Source organism: uncultured Adlercreutzia sp. (assembly GCA_910585575.1).
GTDB lineage: Bacteria > Actinomycetota > Coriobacteriia > Coriobacteriales > Eggerthellaceae > Adlercreutzia.
Map to the genome: position 1 here is coordinate 1 of CAJUFS010000069.1, position 12,744 is coordinate 12,744.

Below are 12,744 nucleotides of genomic sequence, written 5' to 3' on the forward strand. Positions count from 1 at the left end.
GCTTCAAGAAGCTGACCCTGGAAGACGCCGCGGAAATCTACAAGCTGGCGCTGTAGCCCTGACACCGCTTCGACAAAAAAGCATCGCCCCTGCCTCATTACGAGGCGGGGGCGATTTGCTTACGGATGTTTTTTCGGCGGCCTGACGTGGCCGGATTGATCCACTATGGGGCCATTACCAAAGGAGGCTCCCATGGAAATTGTCACGAAACGCGTCTACGAACCCTACGAGCAAAGCGACGGCTACCGCGTGCTGGTGGACCGTCTGTGGCCGCGCGGCCTTACCAAGGCCCGCGTGCATTACGACGAGTGGGCGAAGTTCCTGGCCCCCTCCACCGCCGTGCGCAAAGCCTTCGGTCACAACCCGGCAAACTGGGACACCTTCGTCGCGCAGTACACCGCCGAGCTGAACAAGAACCCCGAAGCCGCCGCCTTCGCCAAGAAGCTAACCGAACCCACGCTAGCCCACTACCCGCGCGTCACCTTACTCTACGGAGCCAAGGACGAGAAAGAGAACCAAGCCGTCGTCCTCGCCCAGTGGCTCCGCGAGCACATGCCAAAGAAGTAGCGCAGAGGGGTTAGTCGAACTGGCGGAGGGCTTTGCTCAGGCGGCCGAGGCCTTCGCGCAGGGTGGCCTCGGGGGCGCAGTAGCCCAGGCGTGCGCCGCCGGGCAGGTTGAAGCGGCTGCCCGGCACCAGCAGCACGCCCTCTTCCTTCAGCAGTTTGATGCAGAATTCCTCGTCATCCATGGGAATGTCCCACTGGATGTAGGCCACCGACACGCCCTTGGGCGCCTGCCAGCGCACGCGAGGCTCGCCGTCGATCCACTCCTGCACGATGGCGCGGTTGCGCTCGATGATGGCACGGTTGCGCTTAAGGATGGCGTCGCGGTTGGCCAGCACATAGGTGGCCAGAGCGTCGTTGAACTCGCCGCAGCAAATCATGGTGTAGTCGCGGTATACGCGGAACTTGTCGGCCAGCTCCTTGCTGGACACCGACCAGCCAATGCGAGCGCCCGGCACCGAGTAGGTTTTCGACACGGAATTGGTCACGACCGCCTTCTCGTACAGGTCGATCATGGACCAGAAGTTCTCCGTGTTCTCCAGGGGCAGGTACACCTCGTCGGAGAGCACATAGGCGCCTACCTCGCGGGCAATCTCGGCAATCTGCTCGAGAGTTTCCTTGGAAAGCACCGTGCCCAACGGGTTCGAGGCGTTGTTAATGCAGATAAGCTTCGTATCGGGACGGACCAGCGCGCGCAGCTCCTCGATGCTCGGCTGCCACGCGTTCTCCTCGCGCAGATGCCAGTACTCCACCTCGGCACCCAGCGTAGCCGGAATCTCATAGAGCGGGTCGTAAGTGGGATACTCGGCAATCACATGATCGCCCGGCTCCACCAACTGCATGAGCGCCATCAGGTTCGCGCCCGTGGTGCCGTTGGTCTGCAGAATGCAGTCGGGGTCGATGTCGCTGCGGTAGAGCTTCGCTACCTCGGCCTTGAACTCCGGCGAACCCTCGATCCAGCCATAATTCATCTTCTCGCCGTTCAAGCGCTCGTAAAAGGAAGCGCCCGCCTGGCCGTCCAGCTCCAGAATCTCGCCCATAGTCAGCGAGGCAATAGTCGACTGGGCAATGTCATAGGTAGCCGACTTCTCCCACACGTTGAGCCAATCCTCAACGCCAATAGTCTTAATGTCCATTCATCCGCTCCTTAGATGCCGATAACGCCCATGCCCAGCAGCACCAGGGACAGCACGCCCAGGGCGCTGATAACCCCCATGCACACCTTTTCGCCCGTGGTCACAGCATGACCGTAGTCCTTGCGCGCCTTCATGTAGATGAAGAAGCCGGGGATGTAGCCCACGCAGGTGAGCAGCAGGAACGACCAACCGTTGAACAGTACGCCGATGACCTGGAATGCCACGGCCACAAAACCGATAGCCGCCTGCACGCCGTTCTTGTTCTGCAGGCCCCACTTGGCCTGATAGGCGGCGGCGAAAGCCCAGGTGATCACAATGGCCACGGTGCACATGGAGAACGCGAAATCATAGGCGTCGGCCGAGAACAGCAGGATGATGAGGAACACCTGGATGCAAGCGCCCACAATGATGAGCGAGAACTGCGGCGCGCCCTTCGCGTTCAGCTTGCCCCAGGAAGCGGGCAGCAATTTGTAGTCGGCCATCTCGGATGTGGTCTCGGCGGGCAGGATGGTGAAGGACAGCCAGGAGCCCAAAATGGAGATGATGATGGCGATGGAGATGAACGGGCCGCCCCAACCGGGAGCCATGGACTCGAACACGTAGAGCAGCGCCGGATAATCGAGCGCCGCAATCTCGGTGTAGGGCATATAGCCGAAGGGCAGCACGGAGGCGCCAACGTAGATGGCCATCAGGCAGATGAAGCCGATGAGCGTGGCCTTACCGACGTCGGACTTGCGGGCGGCACGGGCCGACACCACGGAAGCGCCCTCGATGCCCACGAAGCACCACATCATGATGATCATGCAGTTGAGGATCTGCGTACCCACATCGCCGATGCCCACGGCGTCCGGACCGTACTCGCCAGCGGCCACGGCGTTGTTGTACACGTTGCCCCAGAAGTCAGCGGTCAGAATGCCGGCATTGAACAGGAAGATACCGAACACGAGCGTGACGGCAATGGCGGCCACCTTGCACACCATGACGATGGCGTTCAGGAACGCCGCGCTCTCCACGCCGCGGATAACCAGCAGCGTGATGCCCCACATCACCAGCGAGGCGATGATAATGCAGGGAATGGTGTTGCCCGGCAGAAACGCAGGGAAGAAGTAGCCGACGGTGGACATCATCATGGTGGCGAAGGCCACGTTGCCCAGCCACGCCGACAGCCAGTAGCCCCAGCCGGAGATGAAGCCTGCCAGCGGACCCCAGCCGGCATCGGCGTAGGAGAAGATGCCGTGCAGGTCGCTGCGCTTCTCCGTCAGGTTGTTCAACGAGAACGCGAGGGCCAAGAAGCCGATGCCCACAATGAGCCAGCCGATGAGCACCGCGCCGGGCGAGGCCACATTGGCCAGCTGACCGGTAATGGCGAAGACGCCCGTGCCGATGCACGAGCTGACCACCATGCCGATAAGGCCGATGAGCCCAATGCCCTTCTTTCCGGTTTCCTTCTCTTCCATGAGATTCCCTTCTCTTGTCTATGAACACGAACGCCCCGTGCGTTCGCTATCCCCAAGGAGGCCGCCCATGGCAGATGCGGCCCCGTGCATGCGGGCCTGCTCTCCCAAACCGCCCGCGAGGCGCGCTTTTCGCTCGGGCATCCCGACCCGGCTCACGTGAGAAGCGCGTTACCCCTGCGCAAGCCACTATGCTCTGGCTCTTTCTAAACGAGAAGCGGTACAATGGGTGTACCGAGAGAAGACAATGAGGGGTATCATCAGCGTTTAGATTGATACACCTCTGATAAACCCCAGGTCATAGCCGAGGTTATTCCCATGGAATTTGTTACGTACTACTTTACGCTACTGGTCATGCTGGCTTCGGTGCTGGCGGCCGCCACGTGCTTTTCCGCCTATTTGGCCTCGCGCTCCCGGGGCATGGCTCTCGCCTTCGGCGGGTTTCTGTGCTACTTCGTAGACGTCGCCTTCATGCTGCAGGACAGCATCGCCGCCGTGGTGCTGGGCACGGCAGTCGATCCGGGATACTTGGTCATGCGCAGCTTGGCCACCATCGCCATCGGCGATGCGTTCCTTACGTTCTTCTGGCTGCTTGCCTGCAACTTCACCGGCGAGCGCAACCGCGTGGTGCAGGCCGTGCCGCCGGTGGTGTTCCTGGTGGTCAGCGTGGGGCTGCTCATGGGCGCCACCACGCCCGAGGGACGGTTCTGGTTCTACTCCCTGCGCATGTTCTACGTACTGTGGATTCTCGGGTTCTCCCTGTTCCGCTACTTCGCCACCCACGACCCCCTGGAGCGCACGCGCATGGCTCGGGCCAAAGTAGTGTTCTGGGTAGTGGCAGCCCTGGCCCTCCTTGTCATAGCCGAGGACGCCCTCATGTTCTTGGTGCTGCAGACAGACGAATGGGCGCTGGGCCCCCTGGTTATCTCGGCCGAGCGCAATTACGCCGAGAACCTGCTTATGCTTGCCGCTTCCCTGCTGGCCATCGGCTATGCGGCCCGCTCACTTTCCCTGCGCTTCACCGCGCCCCCGGCCGATGAAGACGACGCGCGCGCCGCGCACATTGGCGACAACCTCATTATCTACGGCAATCGCCATGGCCTGACCGAGCGCGAACGGGAAGTACTCCGCCTTATCTTGCAGGGGAAGGACAACCAGAACATTGCCTCGACCCTGTCCATCGCCCTTTCCACGGTGAAGGTGTACGTGCACCGGCTGCTGCAGAAAACCGGCTGCGAGAACCGCCAGGCCCTGGTGCAGGACTTCTGGAGGAACATCTGAGACGCGAGCCTAGGGAATATAGTCGTAGGGCATGCGGCGCGCGAAGAGGTAGAACAGGGTGAGCGCCGGGATGAGCAGCCAGGGAATCGCCTCAAAGGTAAGCAGCAGCGTGGCCGCGCGAACAACATAGAACAGCACGCGGTACCCCGTGGTGCGCGGGTGCGTCTCGAAGGTCATGCGCACAAAGGAGCCGCCCGGCGTGGAGCCGTCGTGGCGCCAGGGAATAATCACCTCGATGATCAGGAACAACCCCAGCCACAGAGCCGACGTGCACAACTCGTTCGTCTGCGGGGAATCGAGCCCGGGCAATTGAGGCAGCTCGCCGGTGACCAGCTGATAGCCTCCCGCTATAACCAGCCAGAGTGCCAGAGTGCCCATGCCGATGAGGGTGAAGTCGAGCCACAGTGCCACGCACCGGCGTACGAAGCCGGGATGATCGGTCAGGGGCACCTCGGCCATCTTGCCTGGCGCCACCTTCGCCCCTAGCAGCAGCGCGCAGAGCCAACCGAGCGCACCGCCCAGTGTATTGGTGATAACGTCGTCGACATCACAGCAGCGATAGGCGTAGTCGTAGAGCCCGAACAATCCTGTGTACTGGGCAAACTCAATGCACATAGAGGTGGCGCAGGCCAGCAGCACCGTGGGCACGAAGCGCATGCGCAACAGGCGCCCGGCAATGAAGCCCAGCGGCATGAAGAACACCACGTTGAACACCAGCTGGAACACCGCCCGCAGGCCCTCTTTTTGAATGTCGTAGATGAAGTTCAGCGGGTTGAAGTTGGCGGGAATGCCGTAGGTGATGCCCGGGCCGCTGGTGCCCTCGGGCAGCGGGTACAGCGTGAAGCACCCCAGGCCCATCACGTACAGCACGGTCAGATAAGTAGCCACCATCGAGACGAACCGCAGGCGCCCGTCGCGATGGTACAGGTAGGCCAAAATGGGCAGGGTAAGCACGAAGGACGCCAGAGGCCACAGCATCAGCGCCATTTTGAAGTTACCCGTATAGTTCACCAGGAAATGCTTGATAGCGCCCATGCTCTTGCCCCTTTCTCTCGCGGATTTCGCCGATCTCCGTCGCGCGCTTTCGGCAGCATAACGGGAACGGCCAACCATTGCAGCAAAAATGACAGCAACGTAAGCGAAGTGCTCGAAGGCCGTAAGGTTGCTCGAGTCGCAAGAGCGTCAGGAGGGGAAGGGGGCGTGGACATATGGTCCCTTTTTGCTTTGAAGAGAGCGCAGGAATACCGAGCTCTCCCCTTTCGCTTCGACGCACCCGATCGGCAACAGACACAACTTCTCAACAGCTGAAACGCTTGTTTGCCCGCAGTCTTATTCGGTGCTATGCTTGATCATTCTCCGAACAACACAAACCTACTGAAGAGGAGAGCCTTATGAACGTTACCGTGTATTGCGGGTCGAACCCCGGCGACGACCCTCGCTTTGAAGAGACCGCCCACGCCCTTGGGCGCTGGATTGCCCAAGCGGGCCACAGCCTGGTATACGGCGGCAGCTCGGTGGGCCTCATGGGCGCGGTGTCCCGCGCCACCCTGGATGCCGGCGGCACCGCCATCGGCGTGGAGCCCCGCTTTTTCATTGAGGCCGGCGTGGCCCAGCATGATCTGACCGAGCTTATCGTGGTGGAAACCATGGGCGAGCGCAAGGCGAAGATGATCGAGTTGGGTGACGTTTTCGTGGCCCTGCCCGGCGGCGTGGGCACCCTTGAGGAAATCAGCGAGATCATCACCCGCGTACGCCTAGATTTGGGTCCGGCCGAATGCTACTTGCTCAACATCGACGGCTTCTACGATCCGCTGATTGCCCTGCTGCAGTCCATGATCGACCATGGGTTCTTCGATCAGTGCGATCTTGACCGCGTGCACTTCCCCGCCTCCGTCGAAGAGCTAGCGGCGCTTGTCGAAGGCCGCGGCGCTCGCGTCATCTCCTTTGATACGGCGCGATTGCGGGCTGTGGGGTAAGAGGAAATTACTCAATCACCCGTAGCTGATATTGGGCTTTGCCGGCGTCTTTGGCGGTGTAGAGGGTTTCGTCGGCGGCTTCGTAGAGCTTCTCGAAGGCGATGGGCGGGTTGAGGCAGCACACGGCTCCGATGGAGATGGTGGGCGATGCCTGGCGCGGCTCTTCTTCGCTGACCTGCTCAGGAGCGCTGCCGTCGGTGGCGCGCGTGGTGGCGAAGGGACCGCGCGACAGGTGCTCGAGAATGCGGTCGATGGCCGGCCCCGGCCCCAAGCCCGCGGCGAAGATGGCGAACTCGTCGCCGCCCATGCGGGCCACCACGTCTTCCTTACGCATGACCTGGCCCAAGAATGCACCCAGCTCCTTCAGCACGCGGTCGCCCTCGGGGTGGCCGTAGGTATCGTTCACGGCCTTGAAGTCGTCCACGTCCACGGTGATGAGGGTACACGGACGCGACTCTGTGTTGAGCATGGTCTCGATACGATCGAGGGCCGCCGAGCGGTTGTACAGGCCGGTCAGGCTGTCGCGCTCGGCCTTTTTACGGAACTGGCTCTCGCGCATGACCATATCGTGGGTGTCCAGCAGGCGCCCCACGTGGCGCAGCGGGCTGCCGTCGTCGTTGTAGAGCACCACCGACTGGTAGCGGTACCACACCGGTTCGCCGTCGGCACCCGGCGTGGAAGTTTCGAAATCCACCAGGCTGTTCTCCTGGATTTGCTGCATCAGATGCGAGAGGTCGTGGGAGTGAATGTCCAGGTGGCATTCCTGCTGGCAGCGACGATGGACCACGAAATCAGGCTGCTGGGGCTCGCGGCCGAAGCGCCCGACGAAATCACCGTAGACGTGGCTTTCGCCCGTGCCGCACTCGATATCGAACAGCACGTCGTTGGACAGCGCCGTGATAATTTCCAACCGCTCGTTGGCGCGCTCAAGAGCTTGACGCGCAAGCACCTGGTCGGTAATGTCGATAACCGTGACGTAGAACCACCGCACGCCGTCCTCGTCCTCCACCAGCCGGCCGCTATCGTCGAACCAGCGAATCTCACCGTCGGCCCGGCGAATGCGGTACACCACGCGATCGGTGTCGCCTGTAGAAATTTGCTCGCGAATGGTGGTATCCACGAAAGCCCAGTCGTCAGGGAGGACCATGCCCTCGAAGGTGTTGCCCGTCAACTGGCAGAATTCCTCGTAGCTTTCGCAACCGAACATTTCGACCAGACCGGCGCTCACATAGTCCAACTCGCCCGCGCCCTCGGCGTGATAGCGGAACAGGCCGCCGGGAACGCGGTCCAGGAATTCGCGCGAGACCTCCGCGGCAACGGAGTCATCGTCCACTACGCCGTCGGCAGCTCCATCGGCTCGATGAAAAGTAACCATGCGCTCGTCCTTCCCCGCAGAACGCCACGGCTCCAACTCAGCCGCGGCGCTTTCAAAAGCATTCGCTCATGATAGCACGTCATTAGAGGAGGTTTTTGCTTCCCATCGGGGAAAACGAAAGGCCGATGGCTCAGGGGGCGTCGACCCTTTCGCGCCTGTCACCAACGACGCCTTTGCGGGAACGAACGCCTACTTGCCAATACGCTTCAGAAACGCCTCGTAATCCACCTCGTTCTGATCGGCATAGGCACAGGCGAAGGCCGCCATGGCTGCGTCGAACTTGTCGGATTTTCCCAAGTAGCCGGCGATGGCGCCTCGGTCCCCCGTGCGGGCATGGGCGCGGGCCAGCGTCCAGGCGCACAGCTGACTGTAAATTTCCAGTTCGTCGGCGCTGGCCTTCTCCAAATTCACCGACATCTTCCAATTCCACAGCTGACGCACGTAGTAGTCGCGCCGCACGCCGTCCTCGTCGGGCGCGCTGGTCCAGCCCAGCAGCACACCGCTGGTGGCCTGCATAAGGCGCTGCCCTTGCACCACGCGCTCGCCGTGAGAGGCGTAGCGGCTCTTCCCGCACCAGCGCTCGAGCACCGAGGCGTTTGCCTCTTTGATTTGCAACACCAGCGGGTCGGCCACCTCGGTGCCGGCCAGGGCCGCCACCCAGCAGCGGGTGCCCACGCTGCCCACGCCCACCACTTTTTGGGCGATGCCCAGCACCTGGTAGTTGGCCAGCAGGGGCTGATACGTGGGCGTCACGGTGCTGCGATAGCCGTCCATGAGATGCCTGAGCGACTGCAGCACCCGTTCGGCGTTGTCGGGCGAGAGGAAAAAGGACAGCGGCACGATGTCGGGCGGATCGTAGGTCATGCGCGCCCGACCGTCCTTCATGGTGACCAGCTTGTCGAAGGCCCGTTCGTTGGTTTTGGCGAAGGCCCGCTCCAGGTCAGAGGCCACCTGGCGTCGATCAGCCTTGCTGACGCTGTCGGCCAGGCTATGGAGCACCTCGGCTACATCGATGTATGCGCGCCACACATCAAGGGCACCCTGGCGCGCAAAATACCGCATGGCCCGACGGTAGCTCTCGGCGGTCAACTGCGCCGCCTCGCGGCACCATTCCTCGCCGAACCCACGATAACGCCCGCAAACAGCCACGCTGGCCACCAGACGCCGCACGTCCCAGTCCCAAGGAGCCGGGGCGGTCTCGTCGAAATCGTTGAGGTCGAACACTAGGTGGCTTTCGGGCGAGCGATAGCCGCCGAAGTTCGCAATATGGGCATCGCCGCAGGCTTGCACTACTTGGCCCGTGCTAGGCGCATTGGCCAGATCGGCCGCCATCACCGCCGCAGCCCCGCGGTAGAAGGCGAAGGAGTTGGCGGCCATGCGCTGATGGCGCTCCGGCACCAGGTAAGGCAGGCGATTCTCGTCTTGAGCGAACAGCAAGTCCAGAGCCTCCGCGCGATCCCGCCGCACATTCCATGTGCCCAGCTTGGAGCGGGGCACGCGCTGGCGCACCTGCTTGCCGCGTTCGCGCGCCTCGTACCACCCCGGACCGCGCGGGGGCTCTTTCCGTTTTGCCGCCGCTCGTTTCGAGGGGCCGTTCTTGGCCGCCGCGGATCGATTGCCGACGCCTTGGGAAGCCAGGGTTTTATGCAGCTTGTTCAGCTTGTTCAGCTTCTTGCTCATGACGGCTCCTTGCCTCTGCCGACGGGCCGGCGCTTGATGTTCTGAGTGAAGTTGCAAACGCGCCCAGCCTGCGGCTCATCGCCTTTTGTCCATCATAGATATTTCGCCCGCTCTGGGCTGCATTCGAAAGAAAACCGTCGCCGAGGCAGCATCCGTGGGCGAACTTCTCAAAATTCTTGCAAGGATCCCCGTTGCTGGATCGTTTTTCTGGTAGATTCTGCCTTAGTGAGAGAGGAAGCTTCATGAAGAAAATGATCGTTGCGGGCCTGCTGGCTCTGACGCTAGCGGTGACCCCGGGCGTAGCTTTTGGCGCCGCCACCACGCCCCTGCTGCCAGCGGCCGATGCGCCGGCTTGTGCCGGGTGCGCCACCGGGTTCCACCGCGTTGCCTGCCCCACCACCATCGCGCAATCGCTGTTCGCCACCATCGACCACTGCGCCAGCCGCGTGCACGGCTGCCTGGGGATGAGCGGCGCCGCAAACACCGATGACCGCGTTGACGACGCCTCCGACGGATGGACCTGCCCGCGCTCCGGCCATCACGGTTACGGGCATGGCTGCGGCAACGGCGCAGGTCACGGCTGCCGTCGCTAGCGCACTGTCCACGCCCCACGGCCCCGGCTGCCACCCTTCATGCGCCCCGCCTCTGACATAGAACGCACTATGGAGCGCCACGCCGACACGGTGTGGCGCGTCTGCCTGCTGTACTTTGCCTGCGAGGCCGACTGCCAAGACGCCTTCCAGGAAACCTTCCTGCGCTACGCCCTGGCCGACACCACCACCTTCGCCGACGATGAGCACCGCAAGGCGTGGCTCATCCGCGTGGCGCGCACCCGCTGCCTGGATATGCTGAAGGCAGCCCATCGCACACGCACGGCCGGCGGCGACGAGGCGCTGGGCGCGGCGGAGTCCCAGCAAGCCGTCGGACAGCGCGCTGCGCAGCCGGCCGCCCCGCCCGACGAGCAGCCCGGTTCCTTCACCAGCGAGGTCGTCGACGCGCTGCAGGCCCTCGATGATCCGCCGCGTACCCCGCTCTACCTGGCCCTCTGCGAGGAATATACCGCCCCGGAAATTGCCCAGCTTCTTGATGCCCCCGTGAACACGGTGTACTCGTGGATTGCCCGGGGCAAGAAACACTTGAGGAAGGTGCTCTCATGACGCACCCGACCAACGACCACTTCGAGCACGACGTGCGCGAAGCGCTTCTGCAAGTGAAAGCCCCCGCTTCGGCCAAGACGCACACCTTGGCCGCCATTGAAGCGGCCCGAGCGGCTGGAGCTGCCGGGACGGCAGCTCCTTCGACACCCGATCCCGCTGCAGCGGCTCCTGCGACGTCTGATCCTGCTGCGACGTCGAACCCCGCCGCAGCAATCCTCGCGATACCCGTTCCTGCAAACTCGCCAAGCCCTGTTGCCCCCGCCGCCCGTTCGCCACGGCGGCGCCGTCGCTGGGCGCCTCTAGCTGCGGCTGCCTGCCTCCTGCTGGTGGGCATTCTGGCGGGCGCCGGCTGGCACCTGTGGCAGCAGCCGGCCGCCTTCGTGGGCGTGGACGTGAACCCCTCCCTGGAGCTGACCGTCAACGCCTTCGATCGCGTGGTGAAAGCCACCGCCATCAACGACGATGGCGCCGCGGTACTGGACGCGCTTTCCCTGGAGGGCCGGTCTTACGCAGAGGCCTTCGCCGCGCTTATGGACAGCGAGGCTATGGCCCCCTATCTGGCCAAAGACGCGTTCGTTGATGTGAACATTACCACCCAGGACAACGCCTTGGCTTCCGAGCTGCAAGCCCAAAGCGACGCCGTGCTTGCCGGCCATCCCTACCAGGGCGCGTGCCATCATGCCGACGAGGCCACCCGCGAAGCGGCCGCCGCGGCGGGCATGGGCGTGGGCCGCTACCGCGCTGCCTGCGAGCTAGCGGAGCTCGATGATTCCGTATCCGTGGACGACTGCGCTGCTATGACTATGCGCGAACTGCATGATGCCATCGATCATCTCTGCGAAGACGAGTCCCACAACCACGGCTCCGGCTCGGACAACGACGCCGGCCATGGCGCGGGAACGGGAAGCGGCCAGGGTTCCGGAGCCGGCAACGGTGCGGGCAACGGCCAAGGCGTCGGCTCGGGCCATGGGAAACGCCACGGTCAGCACCACCAGGAATAGAAGCGGTTGACGCCTCCTCGTCCTCCCCTTACACTGGTCGAACTTGGAAAACAAACGGGCCCGGTGCCCAAGGACAGGTGTTTTGATGGCCGGAGTGCTTTACCTCTAACATAGTTGCAACATAGTTGCCTTGCCGCAATGCGCCCGTTGCCCCTGAGGGCAACCGTTTTTTGCATGCCCGCAACCAGGCGTATCGGCTCAATTTCTTTGCAACCTAAAAGCGGTGGCGCAACGGCCGCCGCAACCGCACTCTCTCACCTGACCGCATTCTGCGCCCCTCGGCGCTTGTCTTTCCAAGGAGTACCTATGACTCAGAACACCCACCCGCGCTCTTCCGCGCCCGAAGCCACGTCCAGCCGCGACTGCGATATCGCCTCCCCGGGCCTGAGCGCTGCCGGGCTCCCGCTAGCGAAAAACTGGCTCGCCATCATCTCCTTCATCTGGGCCGGTCAAGCGGCCTCGATGATCACCAGTTTCGCCGCCGGCTACGCCATCGTGTGGTACGTCACCGAAAGCACTGGCAGCGCCCTGGCCTTGGCCGTCATGAACCTGTGCGCCATGCTTCCCATGGGGCTGCTCTCGCCCTTCGGGGGCATCGTGGCCGACAAGCACAACCGCAAGCTCATCATGATTGTGGCTGACGGCGCCGTGGGACTCATCTCCCTCGCCGCCGGCCTGCTCATTCTGGCGGGCGACGTCTCGTTCCCTCTGCTGCTGGCCTTGTGCATCGCCCGATCGGTGGGCCAGGCCTTCCACAGCCCGGCCATGATGGCTGCTATGCCCATGCTGGTGCCCGACAAGCATCTACTGCGCATCAACACCCTCGACCAGCTGCTGGCCTCCATCGCCTCCATCGGGGCGCCGGCCTTCGGCATTTTCCTGTACACCACCTTGGGGTTCGCCGCCGTCATGTTCCTCGACTTCCTCGGTGCCTGCGTGGCGGTGCTGGGGCTGCTGCTTGCTAAGGTGCCCACGGTGGTGGATCCGGCCGCGGCCCAGCAGCACGTGGGGGCCAACCTGCGCGATGGCTGGCGCGCCGTGGCGAAAACCCGGGGCCTGCTTCTGCTCATCGGCGGCGTCACCCTGGGCATGTTCATCTTTGGGCCCCTTTCGGCCCTGTG

12 protein-coding genes are annotated in these 12,744 nt (G+C 63.1%); 7 read left to right on the forward strand and 5 right to left on the reverse strand.

Annotated elements, in window-relative coordinates; genetic code table 11:
• The first annotated feature begins 192 nt into the window (after positions 1 to 192).
• On the forward strand, positions 193 to 567 hold the full coding sequence (locus QZ307_RS09020) for a DUF488 family protein (protein WP_295998925.1): 375 nt from the start codon (positions 193 to 195) through the stop codon (positions 565 to 567).
• Between the two features lie 10 nt (positions 568 to 577).
• Here the strand turns inward: QZ307_RS09020 and QZ307_RS09025 are convergent, their stop codons facing one another.
• On the reverse strand, positions 578 to 1,699 hold the full coding sequence (locus QZ307_RS09025; protein WP_295998928.1) for an aminotransferase: 1,122 nt from the start codon (positions 1,697 to 1,699) through the stop codon (positions 578 to 580).
• 11 nt (positions 1,700 to 1,710) lie between these two features.
• Positions 1,711 to 3,156, reverse strand: a complete 1,446-nt coding sequence (locus tag QZ307_RS09030) for a basic amino acid/polyamine antiporter (RefSeq protein WP_295998931.1) — start codon at positions 3,154 to 3,156, stop codon at positions 1,711 to 1,713.
• 315 nt (positions 3,157 to 3,471) lie between these two features.
• Here QZ307_RS09030 and QZ307_RS09035 point away from each other — a divergent pair, with 315 nt between their 5' ends.
• A complete protein-coding gene (locus QZ307_RS09035) occupies positions 3,472 to 4,434 on the forward strand; it encodes a helix-turn-helix transcriptional regulator (protein WP_295998934.1) in 963 nt (320 codons plus the stop codon).
• A gap of 9 nt (positions 4,435 to 4,443) precedes the next feature.
• On the opposite strand, the gene QZ307_RS09040 is transcribed toward QZ307_RS09035, so the two are convergent.
• Complete coding sequence (locus QZ307_RS09040) at positions 4,444 to 5,469, reverse strand: VanZ family protein (RefSeq protein WP_295998938.1); 1,026 nt, start codon at positions 5,467 to 5,469, stop codon at positions 4,444 to 4,446.
• Between the two features lie 356 nt (positions 5,470 to 5,825).
• On the opposite strand from QZ307_RS09040, the gene QZ307_RS09045 reads away from it, so the two are divergent.
• Entirely contained in the window at positions 5,826 to 6,410 is a 585-nt protein-coding gene (locus QZ307_RS09045; protein WP_295998940.1) for a TIGR00730 family Rossman fold protein, read from the forward strand.
• 7 nt (positions 6,411 to 6,417) lie between these two features.
• Here QZ307_RS09045 and QZ307_RS09050 read toward each other — a convergent pair whose 3' ends face one another.
• A complete protein-coding gene (locus QZ307_RS09050; protein WP_295998943.1) occupies positions 6,418 to 7,785 on the reverse strand; it encodes a sensor domain-containing diguanylate cyclase in 1,368 nt (455 codons plus the stop codon).
• Between the two features lie 189 nt (positions 7,786 to 7,974).
• Positions 7,975 to 9,465 carry a DUF2252 domain-containing protein gene (locus QZ307_RS09055; protein WP_295998945.1) on the reverse strand — a complete coding sequence of 497 codons (1,491 nt, stop codon included), beginning with the start codon at positions 9,463 to 9,465 and terminating at the stop codon, positions 7,975 to 7,977.
• Positions 9,466 to 9,707: 242 nt separating this feature from the next.
• Between QZ307_RS09055 and QZ307_RS09060 the strand changes: the two genes are divergently transcribed.
• The 4 genes from QZ307_RS09060 to QZ307_RS09075 all read left to right on the forward strand — a co-directional run.
• Complete coding sequence (locus tag QZ307_RS09060; protein ID WP_295998949.1) at positions 9,708 to 10,058, forward strand: hypothetical protein; 351 nt, start codon at positions 9,708 to 9,710, stop codon at positions 10,056 to 10,058.
• 69 nt (positions 10,059 to 10,127) lie between these two features.
• Positions 10,128 to 10,622: an RNA polymerase sigma factor gene (locus tag QZ307_RS09065; protein ID WP_295998952.1), complete on the forward strand. Its 495-nt coding sequence runs from the start codon at positions 10,128 to 10,130 to the stop codon at positions 10,620 to 10,622.
• Positions 10,619 to 11,623 carry a hypothetical protein gene (locus tag QZ307_RS09070; protein WP_295998955.1) on the forward strand — a complete coding sequence of 335 codons (1,005 nt, stop codon included), beginning with the start codon at positions 10,619 to 10,621 and terminating at the stop codon, positions 11,621 to 11,623. Before QZ307_RS09065 ends, QZ307_RS09070 begins: the two co-directional genes overlap by 4 nt.
• Before the next feature lie 306 nt (positions 11,624 to 11,929).
• Positions 11,930 to 12,744 (forward strand): MFS transporter (locus QZ307_RS09075; protein ID WP_295998958.1); only part of this gene is annotated, 815 nt, incomplete at its 3' end.

Coding starts and splice junctions, on each gene's coding strand:
- QZ307_RS09020 (WP_295998925.1), top strand. CDS start 193: ATGGAAATTGTCACGAAACGCGTCTACGAACCCTACGAGCAAAGCGAC.
- QZ307_RS09025 (WP_295998928.1), bottom strand. CDS start 1,699: ATGGACATTAAGACTATTGGCGTTGAGGATTGGCTCAACGTGTGGGAG.
- QZ307_RS09030 (WP_295998931.1), bottom strand. CDS start 3,156: ATGGAAGAGAAGGAAACCGGAAAGAAGGGCATTGGGCTCATCGGCCTT.
- QZ307_RS09035 (WP_295998934.1), top strand. CDS start 3,472: ATGGAATTTGTTACGTACTACTTTACGCTACTGGTCATGCTGGCTTCG.
- QZ307_RS09040 (WP_295998938.1), bottom strand. CDS start 5,469: ATGGGCGCTATCAAGCATTTCCTGGTGAACTATACGGGTAACTTCAAA.
- QZ307_RS09045 (WP_295998940.1), top strand. CDS start 5,826: ATGAACGTTACCGTGTATTGCGGGTCGAACCCCGGCGACGACCCTCGC.
- QZ307_RS09050 (WP_295998943.1), bottom strand. CDS start 7,785: ATGGTTACTTTTCATCGAGCCGATGGAGCTGCCGACGGCGTAGTGGAC.
- QZ307_RS09055 (WP_295998945.1), bottom strand. CDS start 9,465: ATGAGCAAGAAGCTGAACAAGCTGAACAAGCTGCATAAAACCCTGGCT.
- QZ307_RS09060 (WP_295998949.1), top strand. CDS start 9,708: ATGAAGAAAATGATCGTTGCGGGCCTGCTGGCTCTGACGCTAGCGGTG.
- QZ307_RS09065 (WP_295998952.1), top strand. CDS start 10,128: ATGGAGCGCCACGCCGACACGGTGTGGCGCGTCTGCCTGCTGTACTTT.
- QZ307_RS09070 (WP_295998955.1), top strand. CDS start 10,619: ATGACGCACCCGACCAACGACCACTTCGAGCACGACGTGCGCGAAGCG.